This is a genomic window from Bradyrhizobium sp. JYMT SZCCT0428, assembly GCF_018131075.1.
Lineage (GTDB): Bacteria > Pseudomonadota > Alphaproteobacteria > Rhizobiales > Xanthobacteraceae > Bradyrhizobium.
This window is the reverse complement of sequence record NZ_JAFCLS010000015.1, coordinates 92,574-111,809: the sequence shown is the minus strand read 5'-3', so window position 1 is coordinate 111,809 and position 19,236 is coordinate 92,574. Positions and strand designations below refer to the sequence as shown.

Sequence of the window (19,236 nt, the reverse complement as noted above, 5' to 3'; positions counted from 1 at the left end):
ATGGACAGGGATCGCGGTGCGGTGTGCATTGCGATGTCCATTGCTCTCTCCATTTGTCCGTTTGGCTGGATCGGCTTTTCCTAGAAACTTGCCGGTCCCAAGGCAAGGGTGTCCTCGCCGGTCTCTCCGATTTGTGAGGACGCCGCGACGAAGTCGGGGAATGGACGGTGCAAGGCGGGGTTGAAGGATACGGCTGGAGGAATTCCTACCCTCGAGAGCAGGAGGCGCGCGTGGTCAATTCCGTGATCAGGTTAGTAACACTGGCAATGTCCTTGATGGCGCTGGCCGTTGCATCACCGCCGGTTCCAGCCTTTGCCGCCGGAGGTGGCGGTGGCGCCGACTCACCGATGGCGACCACCCCTCCGCCGGAAACCAGGTCGGCACCGCGGCCCGCCAGAAGCAGCACCCAAAAGGCCAAGAAGAAAGCCAAGGAAACCAGCCTCGGCGACCCCGCCTTTATCCAGGGGTATCGCGCAGCCTACGCGACGATCTATGACCGCAACGAGTATGCCGGCGCCATCGAGCAGTTGAAGGCGCTCGGCCACGACGATCATCCCAACGTGGCCAATCTGATCGGCTACTCCTATCGCAAGCTCGGCGACTACAAACTGTCGCAAGCCTGGTACGAGCGCGCGCTCAAGGCGGATCCGAACCACGTGCTGACCTGGCAGTACTACGGGCTGTGGCAGATCGAGCAGGGCAACCGTGATTCTGCGCAATATCATTTGAGCCGGATCGCTGCGATCTGCGGCACCGACTGCACGGAGTATCGTTCGCTCGCGGCCGCGCTTGAGAAGCCGCCCGGTTCGAGCCTTGTCTATTGAGGTGTGCGAGACGATCGCCGCGGGCGCATTCCCTTGCGAGAAGCGCCTGCGGCTAGTTTGGGTTGGCGATCAGCTTACAGCCCGACGAAATGCGTTCTAGCTCTGCGGTCTGGCCTCAGGAGCGGCAGTGGCTGCCGGCATTGCGCGGGTGCGGAAATAGTCCAACACGAACAGACGTATCGCCGAGGACAAATTGCCCTGCTGGCGGTTGCTGTCGATCTCGCCGACCAGTTCGGACAGCGTCATGTTCCGCAGGCCCGAGATTTCCTTCATGCCGTTCCAGAATGCCTCTTCGAGGCTGACGCTGGTCTTGTGGCCGGCAACCACGATCGAGCGCTTGACGACCGGCGACTTCATGATGCGTCTCCGCCGTCGATGCGATGTTGATCCAGCAAGTTCCCGGCGCGATCCTTCGCCTGCTCGTCGAGCGCGCGTTCGGATTTAGTGCGGCCGAACCGCGCCCGGTTGGCGTCGGCCTGCTTGGCCGAGGCTTCGCGCTCGTTGCGCTTCTTGAAGCGCTTCAGGTTGACCACGTCCCCCATGCTCGCCTCCATCATCCGGCGACTTGAAGGTGTGAAAATCCATTACGTATGCAAACGTGATCACGCCGCGCGCGTGCAAAATAGATAGTCATCAGAATCCCCGTGTAGTGCTCTCTGATAGCATCAATAAATAAGTTTCGCTCTGCGAAAACTAAATATCTTGTGCTGGTACCATGTGTCCGCGAGATGGCGATAGATCAGCAAACTCATTCTTTGGGAGTTATGATCTATATCAAGTCATGCACGTCCGTAGTTTACCGGGGGGCACGAGACCATTAGCCCGGGTGTGTCATCTTGTCGGGCTGGACCAGGCGATCAAACTCGGCCGCAGTGACGAACCCAAGCCGCACAGCCTCTTCTTTCAACGTGGTTCCGCGCGTATGCGCCGATTTGGCGACCTTGGCGGCGTTGTCGTAACCGATCTTGGGCGCGAGCGCCGTCACCAGCATCAGTGAACGCTCCATCAGATCGCGGATGCGCTTTTCGTCGGCGCGTATTCCCACCACGCAATGCTCGGTGAAGGAGCGCACCACGTCCGACAACAATTGGATGGAATTCAACATACAATATGCCAGCACGGGCTTGTACACGTTCAGCTCGAAATGGCCCTGGCTGCCGGCGACGGTCACGGCGGTCTGGTTGCCGAACACCTGGCAGCAAACCATCGTCAGCGCTTCGCATTGGGTCGGGTTGACCTTGCCCGGCATGATCGACGAACCCGGTTCGTTTTCGGGCAGGATCAATTCGCCGAGGCCGGAGCGCGGGCCCGATCCCAAAAGGCGAATATCGTTGGCGATCTTGAACAGGCCGGTCGCCACCGAGTTGATCGCGCCATGCACCAGCACATAGGCGTCGTTGGAAGCCAGCGCCTCGAACTTGTTGGCGGCACTCGTGAACGGCAGTTTTGTAATCTTGGCGACGTGCCTTGCGAAGGTCCTCGCGAATTTCGGTTTCGAGTTGAGGCCGGTGCCCACAGCGGTGCCACCTTGCGCCAGCGGGAACAGATCCTTCACCGCCGCGCGCAGCCGTGCGATGCCGCTTTCCACCTGCGCAGCGTAGCCGGAAAATTCCTGACCCAGCGTCAGCGGCGTCGCATCCTGGGTATGGGTGCGGCCGATCTTGACGATCCTGGCGAACGCCTTTTCCTTCTTGCGCAGTTCGCGATGCAATTCGCTCAGGGCCGGGATCAGATCGTCAATAATGCGTCCAGCGGCGGCGATATGCATCGCGGTCGGGAATGAATCATTCGACGACTGGCTCATATTAACGTGATCGTTGGGATGAACCGGCTTCTTGGCGCCGAGTTCGCCGCCGAGCATCTGGTTGGCGCGGTTGCCGATCACCTCGTTGAGATTCATGTTGGACTGGGTGCCCGAACCGGTTTGCCAGACCACCAGCGGAAAATGATCGTCGAGCTTGCCTTCGATCACCTCGCGCGCGGCGCGGGTGATGGCGGTAGCGCGGCGCGCGTCGAGCAGGCCGAGATCGCGGTTGGTCTGCGCGGCGGCGAGCTTGACGATGCCGAGCGCATGGACGAGCGCGGTCGGCATGCGGTCATGGCCGATGCGGAAATTCTGCCGCGAGCGTTCGGTCTGCGCGCCCCAATAGCGATCGGCGGGGACGTCAATGGGCCCGAAACTGTCGGTTTCGCTGCGGGTGGATTTGGATCGTGGGGGTGTCGCTCGTCGGGCCATCAATGAATTCCGTTACGCGTGGATGCGGAACGGTCATTCTAGCGCGCCGCGGATTTTCCCGCGCGTAGATTGTCTCCAGTTATTTCTTGCGGAAACGGTCCAGCCGCACCACTTCCGCGCCCTCGCTCGGCTTGGCCGGCTCATCCTTGCTCTCGTCCTTGCTTTCGGCGGCTGTAGCCGGCGCAGGAACGGGCAGGCTGGGGGCTGCGGCAACGGTGGGCAGCTTGGCCGTGGGCGTTTCTGCGGCCTCGTCGGAGGGCTCGAATTGCAGCCCGAACTTCACCGAGGGATCGAGGAAGCTCTTGATCGCCGCGAACGGAACCACCAGCCGCTCGGGGATGCCGCCGAACGACAGGCCGACCTCGAAGCGATCCTCGCTCACCACCAGATCCCAGAACTGGTGCTGCAGGATGATGGTCATCTCTTCCGGATATTGCGCCAGCAGCCGCGGCGACAGTTTGACGCCGTCGGCGGTGGACAGGAAGGTGATGAAGAAATGATGCTCGCCGGGCAGGCCGTGTTCGGCGGCGTCGGTCAGCACGCGGCGCAGCACCCCGCGCAGCGCATCGCGCGCCAGCACGTCATAACGGATGTGGTCGGTCGCCATGGTGGTCCTGTCAGGTTGAGATGGGTGGCGCTGCCGGTCGCCCGACTCGCCATTTTGACCCATGCTACCCCGGCGGGGGCCGCAGGTCAGCAGGCGTCATGGATCGAATTTCCGGCAGCAACGTTCCGCCGAGCGGCAAATCGCAGGAAAACTGGCAAGAAAACCGGCAAGAAAACTCACAAGAAATCTCGCTGGAAAAGCACGAGCAAATAAAGTGGAGGCTTCTGTTGCCAGGTGCCTCCGAACCCCGCCTAGCGGAGCTTAACCCACTAGGACTTTAGACTTGGTTTTTCAAACTGCGTTACGCAGCCTGAGCAACCGGAGCATAGTTGTCGTTTGCAACTATTGCATAGCCCGATAACGGCGGAACCATACCGAGAAAAAACACGCCCTTTACGCCCTCGTCGATCCTGTTTCGCCCCCGCCGAAACCCACCTTCAGCGGGTGGGCTTGGGTGGAGGCGCCGGGTACTGCCCCCGGGTCCGAATGGTTTATTGCGACGGCAATTTATTTCCATAGCCGGCGAACCGGCACCCCTAATATAGGGGGCAAAGGCTGAGAAAAATAGTGCCGGGATAGGCGTGGAAAGCGCGGGAACCGGCCGAATTGGGATTGGCCCTGGCGGTGCCGCCGTTCTAGGTTTTGGGTCATGAAATCCCCGGCTTCGGAATCCCCGCCGGCCGCCGTTCCGGCGCCGGATCTTCCTGCATCGCACCCGCCAAACCAGCCCGGTCTGCTCGAGCTGTTCGTGGCGTTCGCCAAAATGTCGCTGGCCGGCTTCGGCGGGGTGCTGGTCTGGGCCCGCCGCGGAATCGTCGACCAGCACCGCTGGATGACGGCGGAGGAATTCAACGAGACCTTCGCGCTGTGCCATTTTCTGCCAGGGCCCAATATCGTCAACCTGTCGGTCGTGTTCGGCTCGCGCTTTCGTGGCGTTGCCGGCGGCATTGCGGCCTTTGCCGGGTTGGTCGGCCCGCCCATGGTGATCGCCACGATCCTCGCGGCGCTGTACGCGCGCTACGGCGAAATCGACGCGCTGCGGCGGATCCTGGCCGGCGTCTCCTGCGCGGCGGTCGGGCTTCTGATGGCCGTCGTCTTCAAGATGATGATGCCGCTGATCAAAAAACGCGACCTGGTCGGGCTCGTGATCCTGCTCGCTGTATTCATTGCCATCGGCGTGCTGCGCCTGCCGCTGCAGACGGTGCTGCTGGTGGCGGTCCCGCTCAGCCTCGGCATTACCTATTTTCTGCGCCAGCGGGTGGCCGCATGAATTCGGACGGCAATCCGATTTCAACGCTCGTTTGGACTTTCGGTTTGATGTCGCTGTTTGCGGTTGGTGGCGCGAATTCGGCCATACCCGAGATGCACCGGATCGCGGTCGACGTTCACCACTGGATGAATGACAAGCAATTCGCTGACATCTTCGCCATCTCCCAGCTCTCGCCGGGGCCGAACGTGCTGATCGTGACCCTGATCGGCTATTCTGTCGCCGGGGTGGCCGGTGCGCTGGCGGCGACCCTGGCGATGTGCGGCCCGACCGCCGTCCTTGCCTATTATGTGAGCCGCCTTTTGCAGCGGTCGAGCCAATCCCGCTGGCCCGCCATTATCCAGGCGGCCCTTGTTCCGCTTTCGATCGGCCTGATGGGCGCCAGTGGCCTGATTTTGGCGCTGACTTCGGACCTTAGCTGGGTGGCCGGCCTGATTACGGCCGCCGCCGCGGTTCTGGCCTTTGCGACGCGGCTCAATCCGGTCTGGATATTGTTGGCCGGAGGTGCTTTGGGTTTTGCTGGCGTTATCTGAGGAAAATCGCTAGGCAAGACCTTGGGACTGTGCACAAACGCCATCCAATCAGAAACGCCATCCAATCAGAACGGGCGGGAAGCCCTGTCGGGGGGAGAGATATCGATGAGTGATACGCCGAGCCACGGGCCGGTCAAATCGATCATGCCGAAATGGGTTCGCGGCCCGCAGGACTTCGTCGGCGGTGTCGCGCTGATCGCGATCGCGCTGTTCGCCCTGTGGGCGTCGAGCGATTTGCAGGGCATGCGGGGGTTCTCGTTCGGGGCCGGAACCGCGCCGCGCATGTTCGCCTATCTGTTGCTTGGCCTCGGCGTTGCGGTGATGGTCGTCGGCCTCGTCACCGAGGGCGTGCACCTGGCGAAATACCACTGGCGCGGCCCGCTGTTCGTATCGCTGGCGATCCTGTCCTTTGCGCTCATGATCCGCCCGATGGGCCTGATCGTCACGGCGTTCTCAAGCTTCCTGATTGCGGCATTGGGCACTCCGGAAACGAAATGGACGGAAACCATCATCGTCGCCGTCTGCCTGACGGCGTTCTGCAGCCTGTTGTTTCCCTACGCGCTGGGTCTGCCCTTGCAGATGCTGCCCAAATTTATGATCCGGTGAGGGTGTGATGGGTGACGTTTTTTCAAACCTTGGCCTCGGCTTCGGCGTCGTATTCCAGCTGGTGCAGTGGACCCCCGCTTTTCTTGGCGGCGTGTCCATTCCCATTCCCGTCAACATTCTGCTCTGCCTGATTGGTGCACTGGTCGGAACGCTGGTCGGCGTGCTGCCGGGCATCGGCACCATCGCCACGGTCGCCATGCTGCTGCCGATCACCTTCGGCCTGCCGCCGGTCGGCGCGCTGATCATGCTCGCCGGCATCTACTACGGTGCGCAATATGGCGGTTCGACCACCTCGATCCTGGTCAACATTCCAGGCGAGGCGGGCTCCGTGGTGACGGCGCTCGACGGTTTTCAGATGGCCAAGAAGGGACGCGCAGGTCCGGCACTGGCGATCGCGGCCATCGGCTCGTTCTTTGCCGGCTGCGTCGCGACCGTCCTGATCGCCGTGTTGGGTGCGCCACTCACAAAACTCGCGCTGGCGTTCGGGCCGGCCGAATATTTCTCGCTGATGGTGCTCGGCCTGATCTTCGCGGTGGTGCTCGCCAAGGGCTCGGTGCTGAAGGCGATCGCGATGATCGTGTTCGGCCTGCTGCTGTCGATGGTCGGGTCCGACATCGAGACCGGCGCATCGCGGATGGCCTTCAACATCCCCGAACTCGCGGACGGCCTCGGCTTTGCCACCGTCGCGATGGGCCTGTTCGGCTTCGCCGAGATCATCCGCAATCTCGATGCGGGCGGCGAACAAGATCGCCAGCTGGTGCAGCAGAAGGTCACCGGCCTGATGCCGACCAAAAAAGACCTGTGGGATTCCACCCCGGCGATCCTGCGTGGCACGGTGCTGGGATCGATCCTCGGCATTCTGCCGGGCGGCGGCGCGGTCATCGCATCCTTCGCCGCCTATACGCTGGAAAAGAAGGTATCGAAGCATCCGGAGAGATTCGGTCACGGCGTGATCGAGGGTGTCGCGGCGCCTGAGAGCGCCAACAACGCGGCGGCCCAGACCTCGTTCATCCCGCTATTGACGCTCGGCATCCCGCCGAATGCTGTCATGGCGCTGATGGTCGGCGCGATGACCATTCACGGCATCGTGCCGGGACCGCAGGTGATGCAGAAGCAGCCCGAACTTGTCTGGGGCATGATCGCTTCGATGTGGGTCGGCAATTTGATGCTGCTGATCATCAACCTGCCGCTGGTCGGAATCTGGGTGCGGCTGTTGCGCGTGCCCTATCGGCTGATGTTCCCCTCGATCGTGGTGTTCTGCGCGATCGGCATTTATTCGGTGAACAATGCGCCGACTGACGTGGTGCTCGCCGGCGTGTTCGGGCTGGTCGGATACTGGCTGATCAAGCATGATTTCGAGCCGGCGCCGCTGCTGCTCGGAATGGTCCTCGGACCGCTGATGGAAGAAAACCTGCGCCGGGCGCTTCTGATCTCGCGCGGTGACTGGTCAGTGTTCCTGACGCGACCGTTGTCGGCGGTGTTGATGGCGATCGCGGCAGGCCTGCTGGTGCTGGCGGTGCTGCCATCGCTCCGCAAGAAGCGCGATCAGGTGTTCGTGGAGTCCGAGAACTGACCTGGAACTGACCTGCGTCGGCTCGCCACAGCCCGAAGTCTACTCGACTTCGTTTGTTCTTTCGTGAAATGGAAATGCCGGCCGATCGGGCCGGCATTTGCTTCAATGGCTTTAGCTGGGAGAATTAGATGAAACTATATGGTCGTCGCTCTGTGGCGGGTGGTTGCTTGGCCATCCTTGCCGGGCTGGTCGCGCTTGCCGCGCCGGCCCAGGCGCAAAACTATCCGACGCGCAGCATCACCATGATCGTGCCGTTTGCGGCGGGCGGTCCGACCGACGTGATCGCGCGCATCGTCACCGGCCATATGGCGCAGACGCTCGGTCAGGCCATCATCATCGAGAACGTGGTCGGCGCCGGCGGCACCACCGCCACGACGCGCGCGTCGAAGGCCGCCAATGACGGCTATACGCTGATCACCGGGCACATGGGCACGCATGCGGCGTCGGTGCCGCTCTATCCCAAACTCGCCTATCATCCCGAGAAGGATTTTGAGCCTGTCGGGCTGCTCGCCGGCACGCCGATCCTGATCCTGGCGCGCAAGGATCTCGCACCCAAGGACCTCAAGGAATTCATCGCTTACGTCAAGGCGAACGAAACCAAGGTCAACGCGGCGCATGCCGGCGTCGGCTCGGTCTCGAACGTGTCGTGCGAACTGCTGAACTCGGTGCTGGGGGTCAAGCCGGTCGGCGTGCCCTTCAACGGCACCGGACCCGCGATGAATGCGCTGGTGGCCGGGCAGGTCGATTACATGTGCGACCAGATCGTCAACGCCGTGCCGCAGATCAATGGCGGCACCATCAAGGCCTATGCGATTGCGACCGCCGAGCGCAATCCGTCGCTGCCCGATGTTCCGACCACCACGGAGGCCGGCCTGCCGGCCTTCCAGGCCCAGGCGTGGAATGCGATTTTCGCGCCCAAGGGAACGCCGGCCCCGATCATCGCCAAGCTGAACGAGGCGATCGTCAAGGCGCTCGACGATGAGAACGTCAAAAAGCGCCTGCTCGAACTCGGCAGCGTGATCCCGGGCCCCAAGGATCGCACGCCGGAAGCGCTGGCCGCACTGGTGAAGAGCGAGATCGCGAAGTGGACACCGGTCCTCAAGCCGGCAGGTTAATCAATCCGATCAAGTAGATAGGTGAGGGGCGGAACGCAGGTTCCGCCCCTTGTCGTTTTTCGTAGCGTTTTCAAGCGAAGTGGATACCGGTTCGCGTGAAGAAAACGCGTCAAAAACAAGATGCTTTAGCCCGGTAGCATCACTTTTCCGGGGTATAATCGGGGCGTAGCCGAATCGGTGCTGTCGATCGCCGCTTCCGGCCGCTAAATTCGCCTTCCCGAAAGGCTTGCGAGACCGACGCCAAGAAGGCTCCTTGATCAAGAAGACTCCATGAACCAGTACCACGACCTGCTCGAACGGATCCTCAGCGACGGTGCGGAAAAGCACGACCGCACCGGCACCGGCACGCTGTCGATCTTCGGTCACCAGATGCGCTTCAACCTCGGCGCCGGATTTCCGATGCTGACCACCAAGCGGCTGCCGCTGAAGGCGATCGTGCACGAATTGCTGTGGTTCCTGGCCGGCGACACCAACATCAAATATCTTAGGGATAACGGCGTTTCGATCTGGGACGAATGGGCCGACGCCAATGGCGACCTCGGCCCGGTCTATGGCTCGCAATGGCGATCCTGGCCGGCACCCGATGGCCGCCGCATCGACCAGATTTCCAACCTCATCGACATGATCAAGCGCAACCCGGATTCGCGGCGCCTGATCGTGAGCGCGTGGAATCCGGCCGATGTCGACAAGATGGCGCTGCCGCCCTGTCACTGCCTGTTCCAGTTCTATGTCGCCAATGGCAAGCTGTCGTGCCAGCTCTATCAGCGCTCCGCCGACGTGTTCCTCGGCGTGCCCTTCAACATCGCGTCCTACGCGTTGCTGACGATGATGGTGGCGCAGGTGACGGGATTGAAGGCCGGCGACTTCGTGCACTCGCTCGGCGACGCGCATCTGTATTCCAACCATCTCGAACAGGCGCGGCTGCAACTGACGCGACCGACGCGGCCGCTGCCGGTCATGAAGATCAATCCTGACGTCAAGGACATCTTCGCGTTCCGTTACGAGGACTTCGCGCTCGAGGGCTACGATCCGCACCCGCATATCAAGGCTGCGGTCGCGGTGTGAGCGATTGAATGGCCCTTGCTATCCGCCGCGCGCGCCCCGATGAAGCCGGGCTTGTCTTGTCCCTGGTTCGCGAACTCGCCGAGTACGAAAAGCTGCTTCACGAGGTCGAGGCCACCGAAGCTGACATCGACGCCGCGCTGTTCGGCAGCCATCCGCGGCTGTTTTGCGAGATTGCGGAATGGGAGGGCGAGCCGGTCGGCTTCGCCGTCTGGTTCGTCAATTTCTCAACCTTTAGCGGCCGGTCCGGCATCTATCTTGAGGATCTGTTCGTCCGTCCGGCGCAGCGCGGCAAAGGCATCGGCAAGGCGCTGCTGTCGCAGCTTGCGAAGCAATGTGTGGCCAACGGCTGGTCGCGCTTGCAATGGTCGGTGCTGGACTGGAATACGCCGTCGATCGACTTTTACAAATCGCTGGGCGCGGTCCTGATGGACGAGTGGACGGTGTGCCGGGTAAGCGGACCGGCGTTGACGGCGCTGGCGCAAGGGACGCGTTGATGGAAATTGTTCTCATTGTCGCGGTCGCCGAAAACGGCGTGATCGGTGCTGGCGGCGCCATCCCGTGGCGGCTGAAATCCGACATGCTGCGGTTAAAGGCGATGACGATGGGAAAGCCGATCGTGATGGGCCGGAAGACCTTCCAGTCGTTTCCGCGCCGGCCGCTCCCAGGGCGGACCAACATCGTGGTGACGCGCGATGCCGCCTGGCGCGCGGAGGGCGCCGTGGTCACCACTTCCCTTGCCGACGCCGAGGCGATCGCCACCGGCGATGCGCTGCGACGTTTCGCCACTGAGATCGCGATCATCGGCGGCGCGGAAATCTACGCGCATTGGATCGATCGTGCCGATCGGCTGGAAATCACCGAGGTGCATGCCCGGCCCGACGGCGATACCCGTTTCGCCGCAATTGCGGCTTCCGACTGGGAAGAGGTCGCGCGCGTGCGAAATCCGGCCGGACCCGACGACAGCGCCGAGTTCTCCTATGTGACATTTCGTCGGCGCGGCACGCGTCAATTGTCGCATTAACCTCGCTAGCCAATGTTTGCATTGACAATTATGGCCCCAATCATAGCTGCTTCAGACCATAAGCTTGCGTTGTAAGGGCCCGGGCGGTCCCCTATAAAGCCGGTCGGACATGCGAGGCCGGGCATTTTGCCCAATCAGGCGGACCCGGGCCCGCGGAGGAGACTTTTATATGCCGTGGAAGAATCAAGGCGGGGGCCCGTGGGGCTCGGGTCCGAAGGGACCGTGGGGCAACGGACCTCAATCGGTTGGGCCGCGCCCGCCCGATCTTGAGGACCTTCTGCGCCGCGGCCAGGACAAGCTGCAGAATCTTCTGCCCGGCGGCCATTTCAGTGGCATGGGCATCGCGCTGGTTCTGATCGGCGCGCTGGCGATCTGGTTCCTGTCGGGCTTCTTCCGCGTTCAGTCGGAAGAACTCGGCGTGATCCTGCGCTTCGGCAAGCACATCAAGACCGTGCAGCCCGGCCTGAACTACCATCTGCCGTATCCGATCGAGACCGTGCTGTTGCCGAAGGCGCTGCGCGTTTCCACCATCTCGATCGGCATGACGCTGATCAGCGATCCGAGCGGCCGCGGCCGAACCATGCGCGACGTGCCGGAAGAAAGCCTGATGCTGACCGGCGACGAGAACATCGTCGACGTCGACTTCACGGTGCTGTGGCGGATCAAGCCCGACGGCGTCGGCAATTTCCTCTTCAACATCCAGAACCCTGAAGGCACAGTGAAGGCGGTCGCCGAAAGCGCGATGCGCGAAGTGATCGGCCGTTCCAACATCCAGCCGATCCTGACCGGCGCCCGCACCACCACGGAAGCCGGTGTGCAGGAACTGATGCAGAAGACGCTCGACAATTATGGTTCGGGCGTTCAGATCACGCAGGTACAGATGCAGAAGGTCGATCCGCCCGCGCAGGTGATCGACGCGTTCCGCGACGTGCAGGCCGCCCGCGCCGATCTCGAGCGTCTGCAGAACGAAGCCCAGACCTACGCCAACCGCGTCGTTCCGGACGCGCGCGGCCGCGCCGCGCAGATCCTGCAGGTCGCCGAAGGTTACAAGGAACAGGCGGTCGCCGAGGCCAAGGGCCAGAGCGCGCGCTTCCTGAAAGTCTATGACGAATACAACAAGGCGAAAGACGTGACGCGGCAGCGAATTTATCTCGAGACGATGGAACGTATCCTCGCCAATGCCGAGAAGCTCGTCTATGACGGCGGTTCGAATGCACAGAACATGGTGCCGTATCTGCCGCTCAACGAATTGTCGCCGCGGCGAACGCCGGCGCCGCCCGCCACCGGTCAGCAGCAGCAGCAGGGAGGCAACCGATGAGGTCTCCCGTCACAGGCATTGTCCTCCTGATCACGCTGTTCGTCGTCGTCATCTTCGGCTACAGCTCCGTCTTCACCGTCGACCAGACCCAGCAAGTGCTGGTGGTGCGGCTCGGTGAACCCATCCGCGTCGTCACCGAACCGGGCCTGAACTTCAAGGCGCCGTTCATCGACACCGTCATCTCGATCGACAAGCGCATCCTCGATCTGGAAAATCCGTCGCAGGAAGTGATCGCTTCGGACCAGAAGCGGCTGGTGGTCGACGCCTTCGCCCGCTACCGCATCAAGAACGCGCTGCGCTTCTATCAGAGCATCGGCTCGATCCAGGCCGCCAACGTCCAGCTCACCACGTTGCTGAACGCGGCGCTGCGCCGCGTGCTGGGCGAGGTCTCCTTCATCACGGTGGTGCGCGACGAGCGCGAAGCCCTGATGCTGCGTATTCGCGAACAGCTCGACAAGGAAGCCGACGGTTACGGCATCCAGGTGGTCGACGTGCGAATCCGCCGCGCCGATCTGCCGGAGCAAAACAGCCAGGCGGTCTATCAGCGCATGCAGACCGAACGGGCGCGTGAAGCCGCCGAGTTCCGCGCCCAGGGCGGACAGAAGGCGCAGGAGATCAGGTCGAAGGCCGATCGTGAGGCGACCGTCATCATCGCGGAAGCCAATTCGACGGCCGAACAGACGCGTGGTGCCGGCGACGCCGAGCGCAACCGCCTGTTCGCCGAGGCCTATGGCAAGGATCCCGACTTCTTCGCCTTCTACCGCTCGATGTCGGCCTATGAGACCGGACTTCGCAGCAACGACACCCGCTTCCTGCTGCGGCCGGATTCGGAGTTCTTCCGCTTCTTCGCCAATTCGGCCGGCCACCCGCCGGCCGCCGCCGCACCAGCCGCGCCGAAGCAATAGCTTCCGGCCGGCCACACCATATCAGGCGAAGCGGACCCCGCTTCGCCTGCGACAAAAGCAAGAACTGCGTTCAGCGGGAGGTTGCCATCCGATGAGGTCCATAGCGTTTGCCGACTTCCTCATCGGCCTGGGAATCCTGTTTGTGCTGGAAGGCCTGATGTTCGCGGCAAGCCCGGCCTGGATGCGCCGGGCGATGAAGAGCGCGATGACGACGCCGGACAACATTCTGCGCGCGGTGGGCATCGGATCGGCGGTCGTGGGCCTGCTCCTGATCTGGCTGGTTCGCCGCTAGTTGGGTCTTGTCATTCCGGGGCGATGCGAAGCATCGAACCCGGAATCTCGAAATTCCCCAGGGCGCAATTGCGCCCCTGAGGTTCGCATCTTCGATGCGCCTTGGAATAACCAAAAAAATCGCCTGCGGAATCAACGAAATCGTGAGCCGCCGATGGCCGGTTTTTCGCCGAAATGCCCGGTTCAAATGCTTGCGCCTCGGACCCGTTCGGGCGCACTGTGGACCCCAAATCGACCCGCTGGAGAGAAGCTGACATGACCGGAGCCAGACCCGCTTTGAGCCGTCGCCTGCGCATGATGGGGGCTGCGATTTCACTCGGCGCTGTCGCCGCTCTGGCTTCAGCGCCGGCTTTCGCGCGGGGCCCGGACGGCATCGCCGACATCGCCGAAAAGGTGATCGACGCCGTCGTCAATATCTCGACCTCGCAGAACGTCGAGGCCAAGGGTGGTGGCGGCGGCGACCGGCAGGCCACGCCGCAATTGCCGCCGGGTTCGCCGTTCGAGGAATTCTTCGACGACTTCTTCAAGAACCGGCGCGGCGGCGCTCCCAAGGGCGGCGAGCGAAGCGAGATGCAGCCGCGCAAGACCAATTCGCTCGGCTCCGGTTTTATCATCGATACCGCTGGCGTCGTCGTCACCAATAATCACGTCATCGCGGATGCCGACGAGATCAACATCATCATGAACGACGGCACCAAGATCAGGGCCGAACTGGTCGGCGTCGACAAGAAGACCGATATCGCGGTGTTGAAATTCAAGCCGGTGAAGCCGCTGGTCGCGGTCAAGTTCGGCGAGTCCGACAAGCTGCGTCTCGGCGAATGGGTGATTGCGATCGGCAATCCCTTCAGCCTCGGCGGCTCGGTGACGGCCGGCATCGTCTCGGCGCGCAACCGCGATATCAGCCAGGGGCCCTACGACAGCTACATCCAGACCGACGCCTCCATCAACCGCGGCAATTCCGGCGGTCCGCTGTTCAATCTCGAGGGCGAAGTGGTCGGCGTCAACACGCTGATCATCTCGCCGACCGGCGGTTCGATCGGCCTCGGCTTCGCGGTGCCTTCGAAGACCGTGATTGGCGTCGTCAATCAGCTCCGGGAGTTCGGCGAGCTGCGCCGTGGCTGGCTCGGCGTCCGCATCCAGCAGGTCACGGACGAGATCGCCGAAAGCCTTAATATCAAGCCGGCGCGTGGCGCGCTGGTCGCCGGCATCGACGACAAGGGCCCGGCCAAGCCCGCCGGGATCGAGCCTGGCGACGTCGTGGTCAAGTTCGACGGCAAGGACGTCAAGGATCCGAAGGACCTGTCGCGCGTGGTCGCCGACACCGCGGTCGGCAAAGAAGTCGAAGTCGTCGTCATCCGCAAGGGCGCGGAGGAGACCAAGAAGGTGACGCTCGGCCGGCTCGAGGATAACGAGAAGGTGCAGCAGGCCGCCGCCAAGTCGAAGGACGAGCCCGTCGCCGAGAAGCCGGTGACGCAGAAGGTGCTTGGTCTCGATCTGGCCGCGCTGAGCAAGGATCTGCGCGGCAAGTACAAGATCAAGGACAGCGTCAAGGGCGTCGTCATCACCGGCGTCGACAACGCCTCCGATGCCGCCGAGAAGCGGCTGTCCGCCGGCGACGTCATCGTCGAGGTGGCGCAGGAGGCGGTGACGAACACCGCCGACGTCAAGAAGCGGGTCGATCAGATCAAGAAGGACGGGCGCAAGTCGGTCCTGCTGATGGTTGCCAACGGCGAAGGCGAGTTGCGCTTCGTTCCGCTGCTCGTGCAGTAACAAGCTTCGGGAAAGCGGCGGCGCTTTTCGCCGCCTTTCCCGCCACCTTTCCTGGGCCGGCTGTGTTGGCGGGCGGTGTCTCGACCGGCCGCCTGACCGCAAATCCAATCAAGCCAAATCCAATCAAGCGATGACCCGACCTCGTGACCGGGGGTGCGCAAGCACCCCTGCGTCACGTCGCGCCTGCCCGCATCCAATGTCGATTAATTGCTTCCTTGGACGGGGGCCATGGCCGACGATCCGCATCTCGGAAAACAGCGGGATCACCTCAACGGTCCCAACAGGCTGGCCGGGAGGTCCAAAGGGAGGACGCGGGGCTTGCGGTGGGACCGGTCAGGGGCCGGCGCCATCATTGTCACCGAGCATGCCGTCAGAACCCCTGGCGGCCTATGGAGATCACTCATGCCGCGCGCCAGATCCATCCCCGCCGCCGCGTTTGCGGCATGTGCCGTGCTCTGCTGGTCGATCGCCGCGCCCACGATGGCGGCGGCACAGGATCTTGTGAAAGCGCGGCTGGCGCAGAATCTCGGTCCGATATCGGGCCTCGTCATCGTCGCCAAGGCGAAGGGAATGTTCGAAAAGCAGGGGCTCGACATTACCGTCGCCAACTTCACCTCGGGCAAGCAATGCCTGGATACCGTGCTCGGCGGCGGCGCAGACTTTGCAACCACGGCCGAAGCGCCGGTGACCGCCGCGGCGATGGCCAACCAGCCGATCGCGTTCGTCGCCGGCATGGAATACTCCGATCTCAAGACCATGACGGCGGCAAAGGCCGGGATCAGGACCAAGGCCGACCTGCGCGGCAAGAAGATCGGTTTCACCGCCGGCACCGGCAGCGAGGTCTACACCGCGACGCTGCTGAAGGCCGCGGACCTGACGCCGGGCGACGTGACGCTGGTCAATTTGCGGCCGCGGAAATGCTGCCGGCGATGGCGGCCGGCAGCATCGACGCGTTCGATACCTGGGAGCCGCATATCGCCAACGCCAGAAAGGCGCTCGGCGAGAACGCGGTGCTGCTGGACACCAAGGGTATTTACTCCGAGACATTCAACATCGTGGTGACGCGGCCCTATCTCGACGCCAACGGTCCGCTGGTTCAGAAATTCTTGCGGGCCTTGCTGGACGCCGAGGCGTGGCTGAAGGCCAACCCGGACGAGGCGATCACGACCATCGCCGACATCGTCGGCATGAAGCGCGACGAACTCGCTGCGATCTGGCAGGACTACATCTACCGCGTCCGTATCGACGATCAGCTGCTCGGCATTCTCAAGCTGCATGCGGCGTGGCGGCTGGAGAGCGGCAACCACCCGCCGGGCGCGGCGATGCCTGACTTCACCAAGGTGCTGGCGCTCGAACCGCTGCGCGGCATCGATGCCAGCCGCGTCACCGTCTCGGCCAAATAGAAGATGAAGCGGATCAATATCCTGGTCGGCGCGCTTTCGATCCCGCTCTTTGTCGTGGCGTGGGAAGTGATCGCGCGGTCCGGGATCGTCAACGCCGTGCTGTTTCCGCCGCCGTCGGTCGTTGCGGTCGCCTTGGTCGAGTGGGTGCGAAGCGGGCAGTTCTTCCTCGATCTCGGGGCGAGCCTCTATCGCGTCGTGACCGGGTTCGTGGTGGGCGCGGCGCTTGGCATAGCGCTCGGCGTTCTCACCGGGCAGTTTGCGCTGGTATCAAGCCTGCTGTCGCCGCTGTTTCATATCCTGCGGCCGATCCCGCCGATCGCGTTCGTTCCGATCGTGATCCTCTGGTTCGGCCTGTCTGAAACGGGCAAGCTGTTCCTGGTGGTCTGGGGCGTCTTCTTCACGGTGTGGCTGTCGACGCATATCGGCGTGCAGAAGGTCGACCGCGGCCTGATTCGGGCGGCGCTGATGCTCGGGACGCCGCGGCGCCAGATGCTGCAGGAGATCGTGCTGCTCGGCGCCTTGCCCTACATCGTGGTCGGGCTTCGAACCGCGATCAGCATTTCATTCTACACGCTGGTGGCGGCCGAACTGGCGGGGGCCTTTGCCGGCATCGTCTACCGGATCGAGATCGCGCAGCAGAATCTGCAGACCGGCCAGGTGATGGGCGGATTGGCAGCGCTCGGGTTGATGTCGTTTATCGCCGACCGCCTGTTCGCGGCGGTCGCGGAACGCACGGTGTGGTGGCGATGAAGCAGATGGTACACCGGTCCGACGCCGCGTTGGCGCTTGCACATCCACAGCCGTCACCTGCAGGAGAACGCGCGGTGGCTCGCACCATCATCAGCGTCGCCGACCTCAGCATCGTGTTCGACACGCCGCAGGGGCAGGTGATCGCCGTCGATCGGGTGACGTTCAGCGTGGCTCACGGCGAGTTTGTCTGCATCGTGGGACCATCCGGATGCGGCAAGTCGACGGTGCTCAACACCATCGCGGGCCTGGAGACGCCGTACAGCGGCGCGGTGACTGTGGACGGCAGGCCGATGCAGCGCCCGCGGCCCGATGTCGGCATGGTGTTCCAGCAGCCGCACCTGTTTCCCTGGAAATCCGTCCGCAAGAACATCGCCCATGGTCCGCGCATGCTGGGCAAGTCGCGGAGCGAGGCCCGGGCGATTGCGGATGGGCTGATCGAGATGATCGGTCTCAATCGTTTCGCCGACGCCTATCCGCACACGCTCTCCGGCGGCATGCAGCAGCGCGTTGCGATTGCACGCGCGCTTGCCAACCAGCCGCGCGTGCTGTTGATGGACGAGCCGTTCGGCGCGCTCGACGCTCAGACCCGCAGCGTGATGCAGGACAGCCTGCTCGAATTGCGCGAACGCATCGATGCAACGGTCGTGTTCGTCACCCACGACATCGATGAGGCCATTCTGCTGGCGGACCGGGTCCTGATCATGAGCGCGGGCCCCGGACGCATCCTGCGCGATCTCGGCGTCGATCTGCCGCGGCCGCGTTCCAACGCCATCATGCTCGATCCTGCCTACCTCGCGCTGAAGAAGGATTGTCTCGACCTGATCCGGTCCGAAGGCCGTCGCGCCTTCGATCAGTCGAGCGCCGGCTAGAGCGTTTTCAAAGCGAAGTGGATACCGGTTCGCGTTAAAGAAAACGCGTCAAATCAAAAATCTGGAGCCCCGTTCCGATTGCATCGGAACGGAAAGGCTCCTACGGCGCCAAATTGCGCCTTGTTGGCACGAGTCTTGAATTGATCAGCTCAATTCAAGGAGGCGACCATGACAGCAGCACATGCGAGAGCCGCGGCCGGAATCATGCTGGCGGAATCAGAGAGCCTCGTCCGCCCGCTGCCGGGTCTGCTGGACGAACTGTGCGAGGCGGATCGGCGGCGCCTGCGCGGTATAGGCCGCGACAAGCCCCTCGAAACCGGCCAGTTCGTCTGGCAGCAGGGCGATGGTCAGACCGGAATCTATTTGATCCGATCCGGCCGCATTCGCAGCTACTACGTCGCGCCGTCAGGGCGCGAGGTGACGTTGGCCTACTGGTTTCCGGGCAACTTTGTCGGCGGCCCGGATTTGTTCGGCACCGGACCGCATATGTGGACATCGGTGGCGGTTGAGGCGAGCGAGCTGACATTTCTGCCGGGACCGGCGCTGAAGAAAGTCGCGCTGGAGTCCGCCCCACTGGCGGTGGCGTTGCTGGACGCGCTCGCGTTCAAGGCGCGGTGCTATTCGGCGATGGCGCAGATGCTGGGGACGCGCTCGGTCACCGAGCGGCTGCATCGCCTGCTGATTTTCCTGTCGCGGATACACGGCATCCGGAGCGGCCGCGAAACCACCATCGCGGTGCCGTTTACGCATGGCGACCTCGCCAATCTGATCGGCTCGACCCGGCAATGGGTCACCGTCCAACTCGCTCGCATGCAGCAGCGCGGCATCATCCGGTATCATCGGGGGCTGATCTCGATCCTGAACATGCCGGCGCTGGACCTCGAGGTGGTCTAAAGCATCGAGGCATAGCGGACGCCATCTGGGCCAATCGCATGGAACCGTAATCGACAAGACCTTTGCGTTCGCCCGTATGGAGAGCGGCGCGCCTTTCGACAAAGTGGCGATTGCCGTTGGATGAACCACCGCATATCAAAAATGGCGGCATCTGTCACACGCAACTCTTGGTCTTCCAGTAATTGCTTC

23 protein-coding genes and 1 other RNA gene are annotated in these 19,236 nt (G+C 62.9%); 19 read left to right on the top strand and 5 right to left on the bottom strand.

Annotated elements, in window-relative coordinates:
• Positions 1 to 230: 230 nt before the first annotated feature.
• Complete coding sequence (locus JQ575_RS17570) at positions 231 to 824, top strand: tetratricopeptide repeat protein (RefSeq protein WP_312015955.1); 594 nt, start codon at positions 231 to 233, stop codon at positions 822 to 824.
• Between the two features lie 96 nt (positions 825 to 920).
• Here the strand turns inward: JQ575_RS17570 and JQ575_RS17565 are convergent, their stop codons facing one another.
• The 4 genes from JQ575_RS17565 to JQ575_RS17550 all read right to left on the bottom strand — a co-directional run bounded on the left by JQ575_RS17565 (position 921) and on the right by JQ575_RS17550 (position 3,667).
• Positions 921 to 1,181, bottom strand: coding sequence for a ribbon-helix-helix domain-containing protein (locus tag JQ575_RS17565; protein WP_212034473.1), 261 nt, complete (start codon positions 1,179 to 1,181; stop codon positions 921 to 923).
• Positions 1,178 to 1,366, bottom strand: a complete 189-nt coding sequence (locus tag JQ575_RS17560) for a DUF4169 family protein (protein ID WP_192738001.1) — start codon at positions 1,364 to 1,366, stop codon at positions 1,178 to 1,180. Before JQ575_RS17560 ends, JQ575_RS17565 begins: the two co-directional genes overlap by 4 nt.
• 275 nt (positions 1,367 to 1,641) lie before the next feature.
• Positions 1,642 to 3,060: a class II fumarate hydratase gene (gene fumC / locus JQ575_RS17555; protein ID WP_212034472.1), complete on the bottom strand. Its 1,419-nt coding sequence runs from the start codon at positions 3,058 to 3,060 to the stop codon at positions 1,642 to 1,644.
• Between the two features lie 79 nt (positions 3,061 to 3,139).
• A complete protein-coding gene (locus tag JQ575_RS17550; protein ID WP_212034471.1) occupies positions 3,140 to 3,667 on the bottom strand; it encodes an SspB family protein in 528 nt (175 codons plus the stop codon).
• A gap of 24 nt (positions 3,668 to 3,691) precedes the next feature.
• Between JQ575_RS17550 and JQ575_RS17545 the strand changes: the two genes are divergently transcribed.
• Complete coding sequence (locus JQ575_RS17545; RefSeq protein WP_212034470.1) at positions 3,692 to 3,880, top strand: hypothetical protein; 189 nt, start codon at positions 3,692 to 3,694, stop codon at positions 3,878 to 3,880.
• Here the strand turns inward: JQ575_RS17545 and ssrA are convergent.
• Positions 3,881 to 4,238, bottom strand: a transfer-messenger RNA (tmRNA) gene (gene ssrA / locus JQ575_RS17540).
• 78 nt (positions 4,239 to 4,316) lie between these two features.
• Between ssrA and JQ575_RS17535 the strand changes: the two genes are divergently transcribed.
• The 17 genes from JQ575_RS17535 (at position 4,317) to JQ575_RS17460 (ending at position 19,047) form a co-directional block, all read left to right on the top strand.
• A complete protein-coding gene (locus tag JQ575_RS17535; RefSeq protein ID WP_212034469.1) occupies positions 4,317 to 4,937 on the top strand; it encodes a chromate transporter in 621 nt (206 codons plus the stop codon).
• Positions 4,934 to 5,467, top strand: coding sequence for a chromate transporter (locus JQ575_RS17530; protein ID WP_212034468.1), 534 nt, complete (start codon positions 4,934 to 4,936; stop codon positions 5,465 to 5,467). The genes JQ575_RS17535 and JQ575_RS17530 overlap by 4 nt, the downstream gene beginning before the upstream one ends.
• Positions 5,468 to 5,572: 105 nt before the next feature.
• Positions 5,573 to 6,073 carry a tripartite tricarboxylate transporter TctB family protein gene (locus tag JQ575_RS17525; protein WP_212034467.1) on the top strand — a complete coding sequence of 167 codons (501 nt, stop codon included), beginning with the start codon at positions 5,573 to 5,575 and terminating at the stop codon, positions 6,071 to 6,073.
• 7 nt (positions 6,074 to 6,080) lie between these two features.
• Entirely contained in the window at positions 6,081 to 7,646 is a 1,566-nt protein-coding gene (locus tag JQ575_RS17520; protein ID WP_212034466.1) for a tripartite tricarboxylate transporter permease, read from the top strand.
• 128 nt (positions 7,647 to 7,774) lie between these two features.
• Positions 7,775 to 8,761: a tripartite tricarboxylate transporter substrate binding protein BugD gene (locus JQ575_RS17515; RefSeq protein WP_212034465.1), complete on the top strand. Its 987-nt coding sequence runs from the start codon at positions 7,775 to 7,777 to the stop codon at positions 8,759 to 8,761.
• Between the two features lie 270 nt (positions 8,762 to 9,031).
• Positions 9,032 to 9,826 carry a thymidylate synthase gene (locus JQ575_RS17510; RefSeq protein WP_212034464.1) on the top strand — a complete coding sequence of 265 codons (795 nt, stop codon included), beginning with the start codon at positions 9,032 to 9,034 and terminating at the stop codon, positions 9,824 to 9,826.
• 8 nt (positions 9,827 to 9,834) lie between these two features.
• Positions 9,835 to 10,320: a GNAT family N-acetyltransferase gene (locus tag JQ575_RS17505; protein ID WP_212034463.1), complete on the top strand. Its 486-nt coding sequence runs from the start codon at positions 9,835 to 9,837 to the stop codon at positions 10,318 to 10,320.
• Complete coding sequence (locus JQ575_RS17500; RefSeq protein WP_212034462.1) at positions 10,320 to 10,847, top strand: dihydrofolate reductase; 528 nt, start codon at positions 10,320 to 10,322, stop codon at positions 10,845 to 10,847. The genes JQ575_RS17505 and JQ575_RS17500 overlap by 1 nt, the downstream gene beginning before the upstream one ends.
• A 169-nt stretch (positions 10,848 to 11,016) precedes the next feature.
• The gene (hflK, locus tag JQ575_RS17495; RefSeq protein WP_212034461.1) at positions 11,017 to 12,165 is read left to right on the top strand and encodes an FtsH protease activity modulator HflK; all 1,149 of its coding nucleotides are present in this window, start codon (positions 11,017 to 11,019) and stop codon (positions 12,163 to 12,165) included.
• Complete coding sequence (gene hflC, locus JQ575_RS17490; protein WP_212034460.1) at positions 12,162 to 13,070, top strand: protease modulator HflC; 909 nt, start codon at positions 12,162 to 12,164, stop codon at positions 13,068 to 13,070. Before hflK ends, hflC begins: the two co-directional genes overlap by 4 nt.
• A gap of 91 nt (positions 13,071 to 13,161) precedes the next feature.
• Entirely contained in the window at positions 13,162 to 13,362 is a 201-nt protein-coding gene (locus JQ575_RS17485) for a DUF2065 domain-containing protein (RefSeq protein ID WP_192737988.1), read from the top strand.
• 254 nt (positions 13,363 to 13,616) lie between these two features.
• Positions 13,617 to 15,131 carry a Do family serine endopeptidase gene (locus JQ575_RS17480; RefSeq protein ID WP_212034459.1) on the top strand — a complete coding sequence of 505 codons (1,515 nt, stop codon included), beginning with the start codon at positions 13,617 to 13,619 and terminating at the stop codon, positions 15,129 to 15,131.
• Between the two features lie 402 nt (positions 15,132 to 15,533).
• The gene (locus JQ575_RS46100; protein ID WP_312015954.1) at positions 15,534 to 16,193 is read left to right on the top strand and encodes an NrtA/SsuA/CpmA family ABC transporter substrate-binding protein; all 660 of its coding nucleotides are present in this window, start codon (positions 15,534 to 15,536) and stop codon (positions 16,191 to 16,193) included.
• Positions 16,076 to 16,534: an ABC transporter substrate-binding protein gene (locus JQ575_RS45715; protein ID WP_312015958.1), complete on the top strand. Its 459-nt coding sequence runs from the start codon at positions 16,076 to 16,078 to the stop codon at positions 16,532 to 16,534. Before JQ575_RS46100 ends, JQ575_RS45715 begins: the two co-directional genes overlap by 118 nt.
• 3 nt (positions 16,535 to 16,537) lie before the next feature.
• The gene (locus tag JQ575_RS17470; RefSeq protein ID WP_212034458.1) at positions 16,538 to 17,284 is read left to right on the top strand and encodes an ABC transporter permease; all 747 of its coding nucleotides are present in this window, start codon (positions 16,538 to 16,540) and stop codon (positions 17,282 to 17,284) included.
• Between the two features lie 5 nt (positions 17,285 to 17,289).
• On the top strand, positions 17,290 to 18,153 hold the full coding sequence (locus tag JQ575_RS17465; protein ID WP_409364797.1) for an ABC transporter ATP-binding protein: 864 nt from the start codon (positions 17,290 to 17,292) through the stop codon (positions 18,151 to 18,153).
• Positions 18,154 to 18,321: 168 nt separating this feature from the next.
• Positions 18,322 to 19,047: a Crp/Fnr family transcriptional regulator gene (locus JQ575_RS17460; protein ID WP_212034456.1), complete on the top strand. Its 726-nt coding sequence runs from the start codon at positions 18,322 to 18,324 to the stop codon at positions 19,045 to 19,047.
• The last annotated feature ends 189 nt before the right edge of the window (positions 19,048 to 19,236 follow it).

Coding starts and splice junctions, on each gene's coding strand:
- JQ575_RS17565 (WP_212034473.1), bottom strand. CDS start 1,181: ATGAAGTCGCCGGTCGTCAAGCGCTCGATCGTGGTTGCCGGCCACAAG.
- JQ575_RS17560 (WP_192738001.1), bottom strand. CDS start 1,366: ATGGGGGACGTGGTCAACCTGAAGCGCTTCAAGAAGCGCAACGAGCGC.
- fumC (WP_212034472.1), bottom strand. CDS start 3,060: ATGGCCCGACGAGCGACACCCCCACGATCCAAATCCACCCGCAGCGAA.
- JQ575_RS17550 (WP_212034471.1), bottom strand. CDS start 3,667: ATGGCGACCGACCACATCCGTTATGACGTGCTGGCGCGCGATGCGCTG.
- JQ575_RS17535 (WP_212034469.1), top strand. CDS start 4,317: ATGAAATCCCCGGCTTCGGAATCCCCGCCGGCCGCCGTTCCGGCGCCG.
- JQ575_RS17530 (WP_212034468.1), top strand. CDS start 4,934: ATGAATTCGGACGGCAATCCGATTTCAACGCTCGTTTGGACTTTCGGT.
- JQ575_RS17525 (WP_212034467.1), top strand. CDS start 5,573: ATGAGTGATACGCCGAGCCACGGGCCGGTCAAATCGATCATGCCGAAA.
- JQ575_RS17520 (WP_212034466.1), top strand. CDS start 6,081: ATGGGTGACGTTTTTTCAAACCTTGGCCTCGGCTTCGGCGTCGTATTC.
- JQ575_RS17515 (WP_212034465.1), top strand. CDS start 7,775: ATGAAACTATATGGTCGTCGCTCTGTGGCGGGTGGTTGCTTGGCCATC.
- JQ575_RS17510 (WP_212034464.1), top strand. CDS start 9,032: ATGAACCAGTACCACGACCTGCTCGAACGGATCCTCAGCGACGGTGCG.
- JQ575_RS17505 (WP_212034463.1), top strand. CDS start 9,835: ATGGCCCTTGCTATCCGCCGCGCGCGCCCCGATGAAGCCGGGCTTGTC.
- JQ575_RS17500 (WP_212034462.1), top strand. CDS start 10,320: ATGGAAATTGTTCTCATTGTCGCGGTCGCCGAAAACGGCGTGATCGGT.
- hflK (WP_212034461.1), top strand. CDS start 11,017: ATGCCGTGGAAGAATCAAGGCGGGGGCCCGTGGGGCTCGGGTCCGAAG.
- hflC (WP_212034460.1), top strand. CDS start 12,162: ATGAGGTCTCCCGTCACAGGCATTGTCCTCCTGATCACGCTGTTCGTC.
- JQ575_RS17485 (WP_192737988.1), top strand. CDS start 13,162: ATGAGGTCCATAGCGTTTGCCGACTTCCTCATCGGCCTGGGAATCCTG.
- JQ575_RS17480 (WP_212034459.1), top strand. CDS start 13,617: ATGACCGGAGCCAGACCCGCTTTGAGCCGTCGCCTGCGCATGATGGGG.
- JQ575_RS46100 (WP_312015954.1), top strand. CDS start 15,534: ATGCCGCGCGCCAGATCCATCCCCGCCGCCGCGTTTGCGGCATGTGCC.
- JQ575_RS17470 (WP_212034458.1), top strand. CDS start 16,538: ATGAAGCGGATCAATATCCTGGTCGGCGCGCTTTCGATCCCGCTCTTT.
- JQ575_RS17465 (WP_409364797.1), top strand. CDS start 17,290: ATGGTACACCGGTCCGACGCCGCGTTGGCGCTTGCACATCCACAGCCG.
- JQ575_RS17460 (WP_212034456.1), top strand. CDS start 18,322: ATGACAGCAGCACATGCGAGAGCCGCGGCCGGAATCATGCTGGCGGAA.